The sequence below is a fragment of the Aromatoleum evansii genome (genome assembly GCF_045689615.1).
Lineage (GTDB): Bacteria > Pseudomonadota > Gammaproteobacteria > Burkholderiales > Rhodocyclaceae > Aromatoleum > Aromatoleum evansii.
Map to the genome: position 1 here is coordinate 2,500,959 of NZ_CP141259.1, position 17,822 is coordinate 2,518,780.

The window sequence follows — 17,822 nt, forward strand, 5'->3', positions numbered from 1 at the left end:
AGAATACTTTTTAGGGGACGAGCACGTCTCGGGATGTTGACCGCGTTATATGCGAGGACATCGTTTCCCTACCCCCTGTTAAGCGTTCTATGCCAACGCGTCAGAGTGTTGTGGTGCGAAGTCTTAGTGCATTCCCGACCACGGAGGCCGAACTGAGACTCATCGCCAGCGCCGCGATGAGCGGCGACAACAGGAGACCCAGGAACGGGTATAGCACGCCAGCCGCGATGGGCACGCCGAGCGCGTTATACAGGAACGCGAACGTGAGGTTCTGGTGCATGTTGCGCACCGTTGCTACGGACAGCGCGCGCGCGGTGGCGATGCCGCGCAGGTCGCCCTTGACGAGCGTAAGGTGCGCGCTGTTCATCGCGACGTCGGTGCCGGTGCCCATCGCGATGCCGACATTCGCGCGCGCGAGCGCGGGCGCATCGTTGATGCCGTCGCCCGCCATCGCGACGATGCGGCCTTCGGCCTGCAGCTTCGCGACGAGGTCGTCCTTGTCCTTCGGCTTGACCTCGCCGTGCAACTCGTCGATGCCTAGCTGTCGGCCGATCGCGCGCGCGGTCGTGAGGCCGTCGCCGGTCGCCATGATGATGCGCAGGCCGGTCGCGCGCAGCCCTTCGAGCGCTTCGGCCGTCGACGCCTTGATTGGGTCGGAGACGGCGAGCAGTCCGGCGATCCTGCCCGCGACCGCGAGGAACATCACGCTTGCGCCTTCCTGCCGCAACGCCTCGGCCCGTGCCTCGAGCGGCCGCCAGTCAACGCCTTCGTCTTTCATCAGCGCGGTATTGCCGAGCGCGACGGGCTGTCCGCCGACCGTGCCGCGCACGCCGATGCCGGACGAGGATTCAAAGGTGCCTGCGGTGCTAAGGCCGAGGGCGCGCTTTTTCGCCTCGGCGACGATTGCATGCGCGAGCGGGTGTTCGCTGCCCTGGTCGAGGCTCGCGGCGACGCGCAGGACTTCGGCCTCGGTCCAGCCAGGCGCCGCGGCGACGCCATGGAACGCGGGTTTGCCTTCGGTCAGAGTGCCGGTCTTGTCGACGATCAGCGTATCGACCTGGCGCATCGATTCGATCGCGGCGGCATCGCGGAACAGCACGCCGTGCGTCGCGGCCTTGCCGGTCGCGACCATCACCGACATTGGTGTCGCGAGCCCGAGCGCGCACGGGCAGGCGATGATCAGCACGGCGACCGCGTTGATGAGCCCGTACGCCCAACTCGGCTGCGGCCCGAAGAGGCCCCAGACGAACAGCGTCAGCAGCGCGATCGCGACGACGCCGACGACGAACCAGCCCGCGACGCGGTCGGCCATCCGCTGCATCGGCGCGCGCGAGCGCTGCGCCTGGGCGACCATCTGCACGATCTGCGACAGCACGGTCTGCGAGCCGATCTTCTCCGCGACCATGACGAGCGCGCCGCTGGCGTTGAGCGTCGCGCCGATCAGCTTGTCACCGGGCCGCTTCGTCACCGGGATCGGTTCGCCGGTCAGCATCGACTCGTCGACCGCGCTCGCCCCTTCCTCGACAGCACCGTCGACCGGCACCTTCTCGCCTGGACGCACGCGCAAGCGGTCGCCCGGATGGACGTGGGTCAGGGGGATGTCCTCCTCGCTGCCGTCTTCGCGGATCCGGCGCGCCGTCTTCGGCGCGAGCCCGAGCAGCGCCTTAATCGCCGCGCCGGTCTCCGAACGGGCCTTAAGTTCGAGGACCTGGCCGAGTAGCGTCAGCGAGATGATCACCGCAGCAGCTTCGAAATACACCGCGACGTGTTCTCCGATCCGGAACGACGGCGGAAACACGTCGGGTGCGACGGTTGCGATCACGCTATAGACGTAAGCGGCGCCGGTTCCGAGGCCGATCAGGGTCCACATGTTCGGGCTGCGGTTGCGGATCGACTGCACGCCACGAACGAAGAACGGCCAGCCGGACCAAAGCACGACCGGCGTCGCGAGCGCCATTTCGACCCACGGCCGCGCCGGTCCGAGCAGCGGATCGAACATGCCGCCCGACATCGCGATCGCAGTCACGATGACTGTCAGCGGCAGCGTCCACCAGAAGCGGTGGCGAAATTCCGTCAGCTCCGGATTGTCGCCCTCGTCTTCGCCGGGAAGCACCGGTTCGAGCGTCATACCGCATTTCGGGCATGTGCCAGGGCCCATCTGGCGGATTTCGGGGTGCATCGGGCAGGTGTATTCAGTGTCTGCCGCGACGTCCGGCGTCGCTCTAACGTGCAATGCCGGTGCCGGTTTCAGATAACGCTCCGGCTCCACCTTGAATTTGTCGTGACACTTTGCGCTGCAGAAGTGATAGACGTGACCATTGTGGCTCGCATGATGTGGAGAATCCGGTTTGACGGTCATGCCGCACACTGGATCCTTGGTCGCTACGTCATCGCGCGGATTATCGGAATCGTAATGATCGTGCAAGGCCAAGGCTTTTGGGGGGGGATGATCGTGTCGCAAGGCGGCATTCTCCCTGGTGGGGCACGGCGCGTCCGACGCGGTGGGCGCGCACAGCGCGTAGCCGGCCATGCATCGCAATGTTGATCGATCAGACTCCAGACTGTTCTGAACGAACGCAACCGGTTTGGTACAGCGAGTGACGTCTTGACTGCACTGCAGTCCACCACGACGAACCATCGAGCCGGCTACAAACTCCCTGTCGGATCATTGCCATCGCCCCTGGATCCGATGGAGTTGTAGCTTACCCCGCCCATGCTGTCCCGCGCATGACGCTTCAATTACAACTCTGTAATCCTGCAGCCATACAGCGCGGAGAAGCCGCGCTTTGGTTCGCGAACGACGAGGCCTTCAGACGCTAATGCACCGTTGCGCGTGGATCAGTGTCGCAAATTACAATTAGATAACTGCGATGTAATGCTGTCTTCATTGCCGCGTTAAGATCCGACTCCTACAATTTGAGCCGTTGCATGACTGTTTCCCGCGTTGGCCGAAGCGCGGTGCGGCAAGCCTAAAAATCGCTTGCCATATGAATGTCGATTTCCCGAGTGGATTATCCAGATTCTACCGCCCGCCACCCGCCGGCGAGGACGAGCAAAGGGTCAATTGCAGCGAGCAACTCCAAGACCTGCGCTGGCGTGAGAAGAAATCCGCATCCGCCGAAACGCGCTTCGCAAACTTCGTGACTGGCTGTGGTGCGTCGGAAAAAAGTACCGATAAGAGGTGTTCGATGGAATCAAAATCGTCAGTGACCCACGGTCACCTTTGCGTCTGCCGTCTGCTCGCCGCTGCCGTCGGCTTACCCCCCGGCGCGGTGAACTACCGCTTCTGCTCCCGCGTGCTTCAGAAGCGCTGGATCGTCGATTGCGACCATGGCATGTGCAACAAGCCCGCGACGCACGACACCAGCGGAAAATGGCACGACGTTGGGCCGATCGACCCCGCAATCAAGGCAGTCCTCGTTCACGAGGAGTAGCGGGCGCCTCACTGCCATTTGAGAGATAACGCATGGCCGCATGTGCATCACTCCATCGCATGTGCATACGGCGTGGAGGGGAAATCGCGGCACATTGGTCTTCGCGTCCTGGTCTTTGATTGCGGCGGTGTTCTACCCGCCTTTGTCGTGCTTACGACTGCTTCTATATGCTAGTTGTAATTCAGCCATTCCAACCGTACATGCCGCGGACATTTTCGCAAGCTTGTGTAATTGATGGCGCGGAGCTGACGGAAACGTAACCTTGTCGTCACTCCACCGTCAGCTCGACCGTTTCATGATGTAGTCACATAGAAGAGTCCGTTCAGGACGGCCTTTGCCCACGCGCAAGAACGACAGCTTCGCTTGGCAGGTGGGCATGTTTCGCGAACAGCCAACCGTAGAGTGGTTCGCTGCGTAGTGCACGGGAGATGAGACGATGCGATCAGAGCACGACACTGACACGCCCCCCGACCCACAGCGCCGCCGCTTACTGGTCGCCACTTCGGCAGCGGGAGGTGCCGCGGTGGCGGCGGGTGCGGTTCCATTCATCGTCAGTCTGACGCCGAGCGACCGAGCGCGGGCCCTCGGCGCGCCCGTGGAAGCGAACATCGCGAAACTTGGCGACGGCGAGATGACCACCGTCGAATGGCGCGGCCAGCCGATATGGATTTTGCGGCGCACGCCCGACATGATCGAAGGGCTCGAACGTATCTATGAGTTATTGCTCGACCCCGCCTCGCAGCGGCTGCAACAGCCACCCTATTGCCAGAACGCGACGCGCTCGATCAAGCCCGACGTTTTCGTCGCCATCGGCCTTTGTACGCACCTGGGCTGCGTTCCAACCTTCCGCCCGGAATTATCGCCGCGAGACCTCGGTCAGCCCTGGCCCGGCGGGTATTACTGTCCTTGCCACGGCTCCAAGTTCGATCTCGCGGGCCGGGTCTTCAAGCATGTGCCGGCCCCATCGAACTTGGTCATCCCGAAGCACAAGTACCTGTCCGATACGCGATTGCTGATCGGCCAAGACGATTCGGGCGCATGACCGCAGACACACATGGGATCGATGGGCGCGCTCGCCCATCCTTGGCACGGGAGGCAGGGCATCAACACGGGCGATCGCACCGAGGGGGTGTCGTAATCGAATCCGCTGGCCCGAGCAATACCGCTCACTACTCGCAAGAAAAAGAGGGGGAATCGTGAACAAGTCAAGAACCGCAAGCCTTATTCAGGCCATGATGCAGGCGGCAGCCGCGGCGCTGTTGTTCCTGCTGTTGAGCGCCCCGGCACAGGCGGTGCCGAGCTTCGGGCGCCAGACTGGACAGCCATGCGCGTCGTGCCATACTGTCTTCCCCGAGCTTACGGCGTTCGGTCGGCAGTTCAAGCTGCGCGGCTACAGCCTGGGTAACCAGCTCGACGACAACAATTTCCCGTTCAACCTGCCGCTGTCGGGCTCGCTGATTGGCTCGCACAGCTCGATCCGCGACTCCCGCGCGTCCGATCCGTCGGAGGACTTCCCACGCGCCGGCGAGACGATCCTGCAGACGGCGGCGGTCTACTACGCCGGCAAGATCACCGACTCGACCGGAGCCTTCGTCCAGTACGGCTACGACGGTATCGAGCGGCGCTGGGCGATCGAGATGGCCGATATCCGCTATGCGAGCAGCACAATGCTGAGGAACAAGGAGCTGCTCTTCGGCGTGACGCTCAACAACTCACCCGGCGTACAGGACGTCTGGAACAGCGCCCCGATGTGGTCTTTCCCTCATCTCGAGGACGCCGGAATCATGCCGGAGGTCGCACCGGCGCTCGACATGGCCCTCGCCGGCCAAGCGGCCGGGCTGGGGCTGTATGGCTTCTGGGACAACATCCTGTACGGCGAAATTGGCGTCTATCGCACGGCCAGGAAGGGGGTGCTGCGTCCATTCAGCGCGGGCGTGCCGACCGAAACGGTGGTCGACGGCCATGCCCCATACTGGCATCTGATGTTCAACCGTGAAATGGGCAATCAGAGCTTTGCCGCCGGCATCAAGGGAATCATTGTGAACATCTTCCCTGATGAAGATGAGCCAAGCGGCCCGACCGATCGCTTTCGCGACGTGGCCCTGGAAGCCCAGTACCAGTATATTGGCGCCGTTCACACGTTCACCGCCGACGCCACGTGGATGCGCGAGACGCGCGATTGGGACGCAAGCTTCCCGATGGGCATGGCCTCCAACGCATCCGACAAGCTGCGGACCTTCAAGGCCAATGTTCATTACTACTGGCAGCGCCGCGTCGGTCTCGGCGTGGGCTACTTCGACACGCAGGGCGACCGCGACATGCTGAAGTACGGCATGGCCGACGGCCCGAGCGCCATGGGCAGCGCGAGCGGCAGTCCTGACAACCGCGGCTGGATCGCGGAACTCAACTACCTGCCGCTCAAGGACACACAGAACCTGAAGCTCGGGCTGCGATACACCGCGTACTCGCGCTTCAACGGTGCCCGCAACAACTACAACGGCTTCGGCCGCGACGCATCGGACAACAACCTGCTCTTCGGCTACGTCTGGTTCATTTTCTGATTGAGACAAGGTGGGGGGGCGATGAAGCATTTCGACCAACTTGCGCAGCCCCCTACTCGAATTGCCGCCGGATGCGCCAGACGCCGACGCAGAATACCGCCCCGCCCAGAAGCAGGGTCCGAGGCACGGTGGCGATGAAGTGCTCCAGTCGCGACGACGTGAAGCCGGACAACGCCGTCAGCGCAAAGAACAGCGTCAGGCTACCCTTGATCAGCACGTGAAAGACGGGCCCGAGGACGGCGAAGACGCTCATCATCGACCCGGCCAGAACGACGAGCGTCATCGCGAGCACCTTGGGCACCAGGATCTGCAGCGGCGTGAGCGGCGAAACCAGCAGCAGCTGCTCGATGGTCCCGCGTTCCTTCTCGCGCGCAACCGTCCCGCACGACAGCAGAAGCATCGCCATCATCAGCAGTTCGGCGATGGGAAAAACCAGAGTTTTGATTCGGGTTGAACCAGGCACACTGCTCCTCACGAATGACCGGCAGCGTCTCAAGGGTCCCCGCGCCCAGACAAGCGAGCGCGAGTGCCGTTCCGAACTGGCCTGTTATATGCACTGCATAGGCCGCAGAAAGCAGGACGAGCGACGAATTGGTGGTATCCGCAGTATCCGCCTATGGATGTACGGCGGCCGGCTTGCCGCGCAGCAGCGACTTCTCGAAGTCGGTTGGAACGTCCATCGTGATCATCATATCGCCGCAGTCTAGGAGCCGGATGCCAGTTCCGAGTTTTCCGTCCGTGCCGTGCAGCAGGTAATAAGGCGCGGTGAACCGGCTCAACAACTCGCGCGAGGCCGCGCTCTTGTCGCCCTCGAGCACATACATGATCGCGTTCCGGAGTTCGAATCCGACACCCCCACCACCCATGCACTTCGGCTACGTGAGGTGGAAGTCGACAAGCCCGACTGAATTCGCTGCGCAGGCCCACGTGGCCACCACGCCGGGGCTCGGTCGGAAAACGGTTGCGCTGCAAGCATAGGTGACTGTGACGCGGCACGTTTTCTAGTCGCGCCTCACTTTCGAGATGCCGCGCCTTAAACGTGATCGCGTCTCACGCCCTCACTTACTGCTTCGACAGGCTGTTAATGATGCCCTTTTGGATTTCTACTCCAGTTGACCACCAAGCGGACCACAGAGACATGCCGATTCCGCTGCTCTCCGCAATGTATTTCGACAGGCCGTTGTCAAGGAATAATTCACGACCGGCTTCCGCGAGAGCAAGCGCACCATTCGTGGCATCCGTGCTCAAGTCAGCGAATCCCTTGCAGCATTTCAAACCAAGATCACAACAGGAGCGCGACAGATCGAGCTGTGCCTGGTAGGTTTCCCGCAAGTGATTCGTATGCGCTTGCAAATCCTTGTCGTTCACTTTGTCCTCCTATCGCTATTTAACGTCATGAAGACTCAACGCGCCGCCGTCCTCAACCTGATCGTCTAGGCAGTCACAGGCAAAGTGAGGGCCAAGTGCAGTGTGACGCTTCAGTGTTCGAGTGTTCGGGGTGCGTTGCACTCGTCAACTGCCCCCTCTGGGTAATGACGTCCCGTGCAAATTGATTGGGGGCACACCCTACTTCATATCACGCATATGATCGTGCTGCTTCGTCTGTTGGCTTCGTGGCGTTGTGGACTTGTCGGACACTGGATCTGCCGGCGTATTGGCTGTAACCCCCAGTCGCTCAGCTGCATGGTCATGCCGCGTCTTCAGTTGCGGAGCCTGGTTCTCGACGCTTTCGCTTTTCGTCTGTTCAGCCGCAACGTTGGGCTGCGGATCCACGGAATGCTCTGCACCAATGGCCATCGTTGCGGTAGCAGCAAGTAAGCTGGAGAACAATAAAGTCTTGAAGGTCATGCCACCCCCCTGAGGGACAAGTCAATCCTGTGACATGAGGCGTCTACCGCGCTCCTGCCACGCCGGTTTCGAGAACACAGACTACCCGCCGCCACCTGTCATGAACATGGCGAGCGGATTACATATGCGTTATTAATTCAGCCTGCTTCGCACGCAATCCTGCTCACTTAATCGCGAACCTTGCCGTCGCAGGCGATTTGCCAGGCAGCGTAACCACTGCGACCGCCTTGGTCCCGGAAGCCAGTTTGTAAGCCCCCTTTGCTTCGAGCTTGTTATCGCCGGCCGGGCTCAGAATTGCCTCCTTCTTGTCCGCACCGGCGAGTAACGTGACCTTCCCGGAGGCACCTGCGGTGTCGATTTTCTGGCCGTGGTCATCGACATGTAGGGTAAGCGCGTCAGATGTGGCGACGAGTTCAAAGACCACACCACCAGCTTCGGCGGCGACGCCGCCGTGCTTCGGCGTCAGGTCATGACCGGCTCCGGCGAACACAGCCGAGGCGCTGAGAATGGCCGTGACAGCGACAAGGGTTTTTAGTGCTTTCACGTATGTCTCCTTGAGATTGGGTGTGAGCGAGGCTAGAGAGGATGAGGGTCAGAAGGCGTCTTTGCCAGAATCTTCGACCAGCCGTTCAATTGGCGTGCGCCCGAAGAGCCAAACAATCGCTGGCGTGAGGAAGGTATCGAGGAGCGTTGAGCTGATCAGACCCGAAAAGATCACGACCGCGACCGGGTGCAGGATTTCGGTGCCCGGTTGCTCGGCCTCGAAGAGCAGCGGCGCGAGCGCGAAGGCAGCGACCAGCGCGGTCATGAGCACCGGGGTCAGGCGCTCGAGCGAACCGCGGATCAGCATCTTCTGATCGAATTTTTCTTCCTCAAAGGCGCACAGGTTGATGTAATGACTGACCTTGAGGATGCCGTTGCGCGTGGAGATACCCGCGAGCGTAATGAAGCCGATCAGCGCCGCGACCGACAGCGGCTGGCCGGAAAGCCACAGGCCAATCACCGAGCCGACTAGCGCGAGCGGGATATTGGCCATGATCATCAGCGCGAGCGCGGTGCTCTTGTAGCGGCTGTAGAGCACGAGGAAAACCATCGCAGCTGACACCAGCGACAGCAGGCCGATCAGGCGGCTGGACTCCTCCTGCGCCTCGAACTGGCCGCCCAAGTCGATGAAGTAGCCTTCCGGTAACGGCGTATCAGCGATTACCGTTCGGATATCGGCGATAACGTCCGAGAGCGGGCGCTGCGATGCGTTAGCGGAGAGAACGATGCGACGCTTGCCGTCGTCGCGGCTGATCTGATTCGGACCATCGGAGTCGTCGATGCGCGCAAGTTTCGAGAGCGGAACGCGACCGCTCGGCGTGTCGATGAGGACGTTGGCGAGGCCGTCGACCGAGCGCGCGGCGTCGGGCAGGCGCAGCACCAGGTTGAAGCGGCGGTTACCTTCGATGACCTGGGTGATGCGCTCGCCATCGACCAGCATCTTCAATTCCTCGAGCAGTTTCGAGGGCGGCAGGCCGTAGGTTTCGGCCGCGTCGAAATCGACGCGCACCTTGATCTGCGGCGTGAGCACCTGTTTTTCGATCTCGAGGTCGGCCAGACCCGAGATGCCGGCGAGGCGACCACGCAGTGCGTCGGCTTGGGCGCGCAGGGTGTCGAGGTCATCACCAAAGATCTTGATCGCGATCTGTGCGCGCACCCCGGAGAGCAGGTGATCGATGCGGTGGCTGATCGGCTGGCCGATGCCGATCGCCGCCGGCAGACTCACCAGCCGCGCACGGATGTCAGCATACACCGCGTCGAGCGGTCGTTCGCTTGGGCGAAGCTGGATATCCAGTTCCGAGGAATGCACGCCTTCGGCATGCTCATCCATCTCGGCGCGGCCCGAGCGGCGCCCGACGTGTACCACTTCGGGCACCTCGCGAATCAGCATTTCCGCCTGCTGCGCAATGCGCACTGACTCGGTGAGCGTGGTCCCGGGGTTCAGACGCAGACCGACGAGCACGGTGCCTTCATTGAAGGGCGGCAGGAAGGTCGTCGGGAAGAACGGCACCAGTGCCAGCGCGGCAGCAATTGCAACGGCCGCGGCGGCGAGCAGCATGCGGGCGTGCTCGAAGCACCAGGCGAGGGTAGCCGCGTAACGCGCCTTGAGCCACTGAACGAGCTTGGGGTCGCCGTGCCCGAGGCTCTTCATACGCGGCAGCAGGTAAAAGGCCATCACGGGGGTCAGCGTTACGGATACCAACATCGAGGCGAGAATCGAGGTGATGTATGCAACGCCAAGGGGCAGGAAAAGCCGCCCCTCGATACCTGGCAGCGCGAAAAGGGGCACGAATACCAGCACGATGATGAAGGTCGCGTAGACGATTGCGGAGCGCACCTCCAGCGTTGCCTTTCCAATCACTTCCAGCGGACTTAGGCGCGAATGGCCCTCGGCGCCGCGCTGACGTTCCTGTTTTAAGCGCCGCAGGACGTTTTCGACACCGACGACGGCGTCGTCGACCAGTTCGCCGATCGCGATCGCCAGGCCGCCCAGCGTCATCGTGTTGATCGACATGCCGAAGTAGCGGAACACCAACACGGTCGTCAGAATCGACGCCGGAATTGCAACGAGCGAGATCAGCGTTGTACGCAGGTTGGCGAGGAAGAGGTAGAGCACCACTGCAACGATTGTCGACGCAGCAATAAGCTTGCCCTTGAGGTTTCCGATTGATGACTCAATGAAATTCGCCTGCCGGAAGGTCACGCGCGGTTCTTCCATGCCCGCAGGCAGGGATTTCTTCAGCTCGCCAAGCGCCGATTCGATCTCCCGCGTGAGCTTCACGGTGTCGGCGTCGGGCTGCTTCTGGACCGAGAGGATTACTGCCGGCTCGCCATTGAAACCCGCGTCGCCACGCTTGATCGCCGGAGCGAAAGTAACCGACGCGACTTGCTTGAGCAGGATGCTGCGCCCGTCGCGGGACGCGACCGGCAGACGCTCGAGGTCCGCAAGGCGCGTTGTGTGGCCGATGTGACGGATGAGGTATTCGCGTGCATTGAGTTCGAGGAAGCCTCCGCTGGTATTCGCCGAGAAGCCCTTCAGTGCGCCAGCGATGTCATCCACCGTAACACCCAGCGCAGCCATGCGTGCAGTGTCCGGCTGCACTTGGTACTGACGCACTTCACCGCCAATCGGGATCACCTGGGCGACGCCGGGGACCGACAGCAGGCGCGGGCGTAGCACGAAATCGGCGTACTCGCGCGTAGCCATCGGGTCGATCTTCGCGGGGTCGATCGGAATCGCGATCAACAGGATCTCGCCCATGATCGAGCTGATCGGCCCCATTGCGGCGTGTTCGATGCCTTGGGGCAGTTGGTCGCGAACGGTGGTGAAACGCTCATTGACGATTTGGCGGGCTCGGTAGACGTCGACGCCCCAGTTGAAGCTCACATACACGAAAGCGAGGCCAACGGAGGAGACTGAGCGTACGGAACTCACACCCGGCAGGCCGCTCATCGACACTTCGAGTGGGATCGTGATGAGCTGCTCGACCTCTTCGGGGGCCATGCCGCCGGCCTCGATCTGCAGCGTGACTTGCGGGCGATTGAGATCGGGAAAAACGTCGACCGGCGTGCGGGTGAGCGTCAGACCACCGTAGAGCATCATCACGGTGGCAAGCGCGAGCACCAGCAGGCGGTTACGTAGGGACTGATTGACAAGCCAATCGAACATGAATCGTCCTCAGCGCACCTGATTGACCAGCGGCGCCCCCTGGACGACAACCCGGTCGCCAGAGGTAAGGCCGTCGGTGACGCTGACGGTCGCGCCATCGAGCGGATGGTGGCGCACGGTGCGCGGCACGAAGCGTTCGGCCGAGGTGTGCACCCAGACGATCTCCTGGTTGGCCGGATTCTTCACCAGTGCGGCAGCGGGGACGGGGACGCCGCTGATCTGCTCGCGCGTCTGCACGATGACCTGCAGCGGTTGCCCGACGGCGAGCGGCGGCGCCTTGCCTTCGACCGTCCGGAACAGCACCGGCAGACTCTGTTCGCGCAGCGCGCGGCTGGCACCCACCCATGCCAGGGGGAAGGCGGTCCGGCCGCCATCCACGGAGGCCGAGGCATGGGCCACGCCTTGCGCCTGTGCGGCATCGTGCGCGATAGCCTCGACCTGCAAACGCGCGGGATCGACGATCTCGAACAGCACTTCGCGAGCCTCGACGACCTGACCAGCGACGACGCTGCTTGTGGCGATGACGCCCGAGACGGGGGCGACGAGGGCCTCGGCGTTGCTCAGGCTGCCAGCGACCGCGGCGAGGCGCTCTCCGAGGCTACGTACCTCGGCCTGTGCCGCCTCGATTTCCTTGCGTGGCACGCTACCTTCCAATTCCTGCAGGCGGGTGAGCTGCTTCTTGGCAATCTCCAAATTCGCACGCAATTCGGCAGCTTGGGCGTTCTGTTCGGCTCGTTCGATCGGATTCGCAATGGGGCTGACACGTGCCAGCACTTCGCCCTTGCGCACTGTCTGGCCTAACACCGGCAGACCACCTGGGCCGGCCTCGATACGGCCGTCGATCGTGGGCTGAACCTTGCCGCCTGCGTTGGGATCCATCACAACCTTACCGACCCACTGCCAAGTCTGCGGCAGGGATTGCGATTCGGCGAGCACAGTACGCACCCCAAGTTGACGCTGCGACAACTTGGGCAAGAAAACGGAACCGTCAGGCAGGCGCTTGGGCGCGTTCGGGTTGGCGACAACAGGCGGTTCATTACCATGGTCATGTCCGGCGTCGCCAAACGCTGTACCGGAAACGCCGCTGACGAGCATGAAAATCAGCAGGGCGGAGCGAACAGGGGGTAGCGTGCGGCACAACCGCAAGTGGGAAGACTTCTTCATGGATCAGTTTCCGTGAGCGTTTCTCAGGCCACCGCACGGCGGCGACGCAGACCGAAGGCGAGTGCAGCAATGGCACCTACCCCCCCCACACCCCACCACAGCCAGCTGCCCGAACTAGGCGTACCGTTCATGACGGACGCGGACGCAGCCGAGGCCGGGCGCACGATGAGATCGGCGGCGAGCAAATCCACCTCGTTGCCCGCGGTAATGGTCAGCGTCACCGGATAGGTCCCGGTCGCATTGAATGGGACGTCGGCGAAGCGGTAGAGCCCCCGATCCGAGTCGAACTCCCCCGTGGCCTTGTAGGCTCCTGATTCGAGTTCGACCTGCGCGCCCGAGACAGGCTCGTTCGTCGCGTAAGTGTCCAGCGACAGCACCAATGCACCACTATTTAGGATGCCGACAACTTCGAAAAGGTCGGAGTGCGCCTCGAACCGCGGTTCTACCGAATCCACCGCGACAGACTGCCCCCCCTCCTCCTCGTGGCCACCGTCATGCCCTGGCCCAGAAAATGCCGGAGCAGCAATAATAAACATCAATAGCAGCAGAAGCCGGCGGACAACTGATGGTATGGAACGTGAATCGGGGTTCATGGCAACAGTCCGTTGGCTTGTTGGAATCGGGAAGCGGCTCGGCCGGCTTCGCTACGCGCGCGGCTTAGCGCAAGTTCAGCATCGAAATATTCGTTCTCGGCGCGCAGACGGGTCGGAAGATCCACTTGGCCGAGTTCGAAAGCTTTGGCAACCAGTTGCCGGCTGTCTGCCGCAAGGCGAGCACGCTCGGCGGCAAAGGACTCGACGCGACGAGCCTGATCAAATTCGTCGCGGGTGGCATCGAGTTCTGCGCGGAGGCGTTCGCGCTCGAGCGCGAATGTCGTCTCCGCGTCGATGAGTTCCGCATTCGCAGCGCTGATCTGCGGGCGATTGCGTGCATCGGTGCCAAAGGGCACACGGATGCCGACCGTGGTTGTGTTCGTATAGCGCTCACCGAACTCCCCGCGTTCGCTGGTCACTCCGAGGATGAGCTCAGGTGCGTCGCGAGTTGCCGTGCTGGCTTGGTGGAGGTGAGCGCGCGCCAGTTCTGCAGCACGGCGTCTGGCGATCAGGGCCGGATGACTGTCGAGTTCGGCTGCCACCGTATCCGCTTCGCGATCCACGGGGGGTTGGGGAAGGCCCGTCAATGCCGAATAGAGCCTCTGCTCGCGCAGCAGGCGGGCCCGTGCTTCGGCCATTGCCGCACGGGCCTGCTGCACTGCAGCCTGCGCACTGTTGGCATCGATGCGGGCGAGGTCGCCGGCCACGACCCGACGCTGCACATCGGCGGCGAGTACTTCGGCCTCGGCGACGCGGCGCTGGTTCGCGTCCAGATCGTTTTGCGCAAGCCGCAATGACCACACGGCTTCACGCACTTCGCCGGCGAGTTTCAGTCGGGCCAGCGCCAAACGCGCTTCCAGTTCATCGCCTTGCGCGTCTGCAAGTGCCGAGGCAGCAGCACGTGTCCCGGGCATCCACAACGGCACCTCCAACTCCGCCTCGACCTCGTGCTGGCCGTCATTGCGGTGGAGGCGGTCACTGCGCTGAGACAGCGTGAAGGTGGGCGGTTCGGGCGTCCAGCTGGTTGCAGCATCGCGCCGAGCAACCGCTTCGTCGCGCCGGGCTGCCGCTGCACGACCGTCTGCACTACGCTGCCATGCCGCTTCGACAGCGTGCCGGATGCTCTGCGTACCGGCCTCTCCTGACGCGTGAAGAGCGGCCTGCTGGGCTGCGGCGGGACATGAGACTGCGAGCCCGAGCAGCACGATGCGGCGCATCGAGCGTGTCCGCCGAAAAGTCATCGACAATATCTCGGCGACTGTCCGGGCGGCAGTATGCAGTGACGGCATGGCGCTGCTTACCCGTCTGGCGCGGGTAACCTGTGTATTCTTGCTGCTCATATGTTCGCGGCGACGGGGGCTGGGGCGTCCGACGCGGGCCGCACTTCGCGGCCTCGTCTCAGTTGCCACTGTTTGACCAACGCATAGAGCGCCGGGATCACGCCGAGGGTCAGAACGGTCGACGAAATCATCCCCCCGACCATCGGCGCTGCAATGCGGCTCATGACCTCGGACCCGGTGCCGCTACTCCACATGATTGGCAGCAGACCCGCCATGATGGCAACGACAGTCATCATCTTTGGCCGCACACGCTCGACGGCGCCCTCCATGATGGCCTCATAGAGGTCTACGACTGAGGGCTCTTGGCCGTCGGCAACACGCTTCGCCTTGATCGCCTCCCATGCATGGTCGAGATAGATCAGCATGATCACCCCTGTCTCGGCAGCGACACCGGCCAGCGCAATGAACCCAACCGCGACCGCCACACTGATCTGATAATTTAGCCACCACATCAGCCACACGCCGCCAATGAGAGCGAACGGAACCGACAGCATCACGATCAATGTTTCAGTGAGACGTCGGAAATTGAGATACAGAAGCACGAAGATGAGGCCGATTGTCAGCGGCAGCACAATCTTCATCTTCTCCTTCGCTCGCTCCATGTACTCGAACTGACCACTCCAGGTGGCGTAATAGCCAGGCGGGAATGTGACTTGCTCGGCGACCGCTTGCTGTGCACGTTTGACGAACGCACCAAGGTCGGCATCACGGGTGTCCACATAGACATAGGCAGCCAGCAGCGCATTTTCGGTTCGAATGCCAGGCGAACCGCGCGTGAGCCGGATCTCCGCGAGCTGGCCGAGGGGAATCGGTCCGCTCATGGTCGGCACATACACTTCGGCGGCAATGCGTTGCGGGTCATCGCGCAGATCGCGCGGATACCGCACGCTGACGTTGTATCGCTCGAGGCCCTCGACCGCCGTCGTCACCATGTCGCCGCCCAGCGCGGTTGCGACAACTTCCTGCACGGCCCCGACCGACAGGCCGTAGCGCGCGAGTTGATCGCGCAGTGGCACGATGTCGACGTAATAGCCGCCGGTAACGCGCTCGGCGTACGCGCTACTCGCACCCGGGACGTTCCTGACCGCCGCCTCAATCGCTTTCGCAACCTTCTCGATGGTGTCCAGATCCTTGCCGAACACCTTGACACCGATCGGGGTCCGGATCCCGGTTGAAAGCATGTCGAGGCGCGCCTTGATCGGCATCGTCCACGAGTTCGCGACGCCGGGAAATTTCAGCGCGGCGTCCATCTCGGCGATCAGCTTGTCGGTCGTCATGCCGGGGCGCCACTCGGCTTGCGGTTTGAGGTTGACGACCGTCTCGAACATCTCGAGCGGCGCCGGGTCGGTCGCCGACAGCGCACGCCCGGCCTTGCCATACACAGACTCGACTTCGGGGAAAGTCTTGATGATGCGGTTCGTCGTCGCGAGCAGGCGACCCGCTTCGGTCACCGACATTCCAGGCAGTGCCGCAGGCATGTAGAACAGCGTGCCTTCGTTGAGTGTCGGCATGAACTCCGAGCCGAGTTGTCGCGCCGGAAAAACAGTTGCCGCCATCGTCACCAGTGCGGCCACGATCGTGAGGACCTTGTGGCGCATCACCCAGGCGATGATCGGACGATAGAGCCAGATCAGCACCCGGTTCACCGGATTCTTCGCCTCCGGCAGGATGCGGCCGCGCACGAAGAACAGCATCAACACCGGCACGAGCGTCACGGACAACAGTGCCGCGCCGGCCATCGCGAAGGTCTTCGTGAACGCGAGCGGCGAGAACATACGGCCTTCCTGGCCTTCGAGCGTAAACACGGGCAGGAAGGAGACGGTGATGATCAGGAGCGAGAAGAACAGTGCCGGGCCGACTTCCTTGCAGGCACGGATAATTGCCTCACGGCGCTGCGTCTGCGTCGCTCCCTCGGGGAGGTGCTCTATGCGTTTGTGGGCGTTTTCGATCATGACGATCGCAGCGTCAACCATCGCACCGATCGCAATCGCGATGCCACCGAGGCTCATGATATTTGAGCCCAAATTGAGCGAGCGCATCGCGATGAATGCGATCAAGATGCCAAGCGGTAGTGTGATGATGGCAACGAGCGCACTGCGCACATGCAGAAGGAAGATCACGCAGACCGCGGCGACGATCAGGCTTTCCTCGAGCAGCGTCCATTTCAGGTTCGCGATCGCGCGCTCGATCAGCGTCGAGCGATCATAGACGGGGACAATCTCGGTCCCCTCGGGCAACCCGGGCGTGATCTCAGCGATCTTCGCCTTGACGTTGGCGATCACATCGAGGGCGTTCTGGCCAAATCGCGCCATGACGATGCCGGACGCCACTTCGCCTTCGCCGTTGAGCTCGGCGATACCGCGGCGCTCGGCCGGAACCAGCTCGACCCGTGCGACATCGACGATGCGCACGGGAGTGCCACCTACGGTCTTCAGAACGAGCGCCTCGATGTCCTGCACGCCCCGCAGGTAACCGCGACCGCGGATCATGAATTCTTTTTCAGCCATCTCGATGACACGCCCACCGACGTCGCGGTTCGAGTCGCGGATCACCTTGCTGACCTCGTCAAGCGCAAGGCCGAAGGTCGCAAGCCGGTGGGGATCGACGGTGACCTGATATTCGCGCACGAAGCCGCCGATGCTCGCGACTTCGGACACACCGCCGGCCTTCGTCAGTTGGTAGCGCACGTACCAGTCCTGCAAGCTGCGCGTCTCAGCGAGCGACAAATTCTTGCCGGTTATCGCGTACTGATAGACCCAGCCGACACCGGTCGCATCCGGGCCGATCTGTGGCGCCACCCCGGCGGGTAGCCGGCCGGCAACGGTACTGAGGTACTCAAGGACGCGCGAGCGCGCCCAGTAGATATCGGTGCCGTCCTCGAAGATCACATAGACATACGACGCGCCGAACATCGAGAAGCCGCGCACGACTTTCGCGCGCGGCACCGCAAGCATCGAGGTGGTAAGCGGGTAAGTTACCTGGTCCTCGACGACTTGCGGCGCCTGGCCCGGGAAGTCGGTGAAGACGATGACCTGAACGTCCGACAAATCCGGCAGCGCGTCGAGCGGCGTATTTTTGACCGCGTAGATCCCGCCACCAATCAGGAACAGTGTCCCGAGCAAAATCAGGAAAATGTTGCGGGAAGACCAGTCGATCAGCCGGCCGAGCAT

General features: G+C 62.5%; 14 protein-coding genes. 3 read left to right on the forward strand and 11 right to left on the reverse strand.

The window, feature by feature from the left end; translation table 11 throughout:
* Positions 1-100: 100 nt before the first annotated feature.
* On the reverse strand, positions 101-2,359 hold the full coding sequence (locus tag U5817_RS11735; protein ID WP_232429035.1) for a heavy metal translocating P-type ATPase: 2,259 nt from the start codon (positions 2,357-2,359) through the stop codon (positions 101-103).
* 628 nt (positions 2,360-2,987) lie between these two features.
* Between U5817_RS11735 and U5817_RS11740 the strand changes: the two genes are divergently transcribed.
* The 3 genes from U5817_RS11740 to U5817_RS11750 all read left to right on the forward strand — a co-directional run bounded on the left by U5817_RS11740 (position 2,988) and on the right by U5817_RS11750 (position 5,995).
* The gene (locus tag U5817_RS11740) at positions 2,988-3,434 is read left to right on the forward strand and encodes a hypothetical protein (RefSeq protein WP_198292344.1); all 447 of its coding nucleotides are present in this window, start codon (positions 2,988-2,990) and stop codon (positions 3,432-3,434) included.
* Between the two features lie 436 nt (positions 3,435-3,870).
* Positions 3,871-4,476: a ubiquinol-cytochrome c reductase iron-sulfur subunit gene (petA, locus tag U5817_RS11745; RefSeq protein WP_040395781.1), complete on the forward strand. Its 606-nt coding sequence runs from the start codon at positions 3,871-3,873 to the stop codon at positions 4,474-4,476.
* A 154-nt stretch (positions 4,477-4,630) separates the two neighbouring features.
* On the forward strand, positions 4,631-5,995 hold the full coding sequence (locus tag U5817_RS11750; protein WP_198292343.1) for a hypothetical protein: 1,365 nt from the start codon (positions 4,631-4,633) through the stop codon (positions 5,993-5,995).
* A 52-nt stretch (positions 5,996-6,047) separates the two neighbouring features.
* Here the strand turns inward: U5817_RS11750 and U5817_RS11755 are convergent, their stop codons facing one another.
* The 10 genes from U5817_RS11755 to U5817_RS11800 all read right to left on the reverse strand — a co-directional run bounded on the left by U5817_RS11755 (position 6,048) and on the right by U5817_RS11800 (position 17,822).
* A complete protein-coding gene (locus tag U5817_RS11755) occupies positions 6,048-6,404 on the reverse strand; it encodes an ABC transporter permease subunit (RefSeq protein WP_018992663.1) in 357 nt (118 codons plus the stop codon).
* Positions 6,405-6,609: 205 nt separating this feature from the next.
* Complete coding sequence (locus tag U5817_RS11760) at positions 6,610-6,819, reverse strand: hypothetical protein (RefSeq protein WP_018992662.1); 210 nt, start codon at positions 6,817-6,819, stop codon at positions 6,610-6,612.
* A 238-nt stretch (positions 6,820-7,057) separates the two neighbouring features.
* On the reverse strand, positions 7,058-7,363 hold the full coding sequence (locus U5817_RS11765) for a hypothetical protein (protein WP_018992661.1): 306 nt from the start codon (positions 7,361-7,363) through the stop codon (positions 7,058-7,060).
* 198 nt (positions 7,364-7,561) lie between these two features.
* Positions 7,562-7,843 carry a hypothetical protein gene (locus tag U5817_RS11770; RefSeq protein ID WP_407280867.1) on the reverse strand — a complete coding sequence of 94 codons (282 nt, stop codon included), beginning with the start codon at positions 7,841-7,843 and terminating at the stop codon, positions 7,562-7,564.
* A gap of 163 nt (positions 7,844-8,006) precedes the next feature.
* Entirely contained in the window at positions 8,007-8,387 is a 381-nt protein-coding gene (locus U5817_RS11775) for a hypothetical protein (protein WP_018992660.1), read from the reverse strand.
* 48 nt (positions 8,388-8,435) lie between these two features.
* Positions 8,436-11,555: an efflux RND transporter permease subunit gene (locus U5817_RS11780; RefSeq protein ID WP_018992659.1), complete on the reverse strand. Its 3,120-nt coding sequence runs from the start codon at positions 11,553-11,555 to the stop codon at positions 8,436-8,438.
* Positions 11,556-11,564: 9 nt separating this feature from the next.
* Entirely contained in the window at positions 11,565-12,719 is a 1,155-nt protein-coding gene (locus U5817_RS11785) for an efflux RND transporter periplasmic adaptor subunit (protein WP_051092363.1), read from the reverse strand.
* A gap of 23 nt (positions 12,720-12,742) precedes the next feature.
* On the reverse strand, positions 12,743-13,312 hold the full coding sequence (locus tag U5817_RS11790; protein WP_157354173.1) for a hypothetical protein: 570 nt from the start codon (positions 13,310-13,312) through the stop codon (positions 12,743-12,745).
* A complete protein-coding gene (locus U5817_RS11795; RefSeq protein WP_026296315.1) occupies positions 13,309-14,529 on the reverse strand; it encodes a TolC family protein in 1,221 nt (406 codons plus the stop codon). Before U5817_RS11795 ends, U5817_RS11790 begins: the two co-directional genes overlap by 4 nt.
* A gap of 119 nt (positions 14,530-14,648) precedes the next feature.
* Complete coding sequence (locus U5817_RS11800) at positions 14,649-17,822, reverse strand: efflux RND transporter permease subunit (protein WP_018992655.1); 3,174 nt, start codon at positions 17,820-17,822, stop codon at positions 14,649-14,651.

Bases quoted from the DNA above. Each gene is read 5' to 3' on its own strand.
- U5817_RS11740 (WP_198292344.1), top strand. From the start codon at position 2,988: ATGAATGTCGATTTCCCGAGTGGATTATCCAGATTCTACCGCCCGCCA.
- U5817_RS11785 (WP_051092363.1), bottom strand. From the start codon at position 12,719: ATGAAGAAGTCTTCCCACTTGCGGTTGTGCCGCACGCTACCCCCTGTT.
- U5817_RS11735 (WP_232429035.1), bottom strand. From the start codon at position 2,359: ATGACCGTCAAACCGGATTCTCCACATCATGCGAGCCACAATGGTCAC.
- U5817_RS11800 (WP_018992655.1), bottom strand. From the start codon at position 17,822: ATGCTCGGCCGGCTGATCGACTGGTCTTCCCGCAACATTTTCCTGATT.
- U5817_RS11760 (WP_018992662.1), bottom strand. From the start codon at position 6,819: ATGTATGTGCTCGAGGGCGACAAGAGCGCGGCCTCGCGCGAGTTGTTG.
- petA (WP_040395781.1), top strand. From the start codon at position 3,871: ATGCGATCAGAGCACGACACTGACACGCCCCCCGACCCACAGCGCCGC.
- U5817_RS11770 (WP_407280867.1), bottom strand. From the start codon at position 7,843: ATGACCTTCAAGACTTTATTGTTCTCCAGCTTACTTGCTGCTACCGCA.
- U5817_RS11780 (WP_018992659.1), bottom strand. From the start codon at position 11,555: ATGTTCGATTGGCTTGTCAATCAGTCCCTACGTAACCGCCTGCTGGTG.
- U5817_RS11795 (WP_026296315.1), bottom strand. From the start codon at position 14,529: ATGCGCCGCATCGTGCTGCTCGGGCTCGCAGTCTCATGTCCCGCCGCA.
- U5817_RS11790 (WP_157354173.1), bottom strand. From the start codon at position 13,312: ATGAACCCCGATTCACGTTCCATACCATCAGTTGTCCGCCGGCTTCTG.
- U5817_RS11755 (WP_018992663.1), bottom strand. From the start codon at position 6,404: ATGATGGCGATGCTTCTGCTGTCGTGCGGGACGGTTGCGCGCGAGAAG.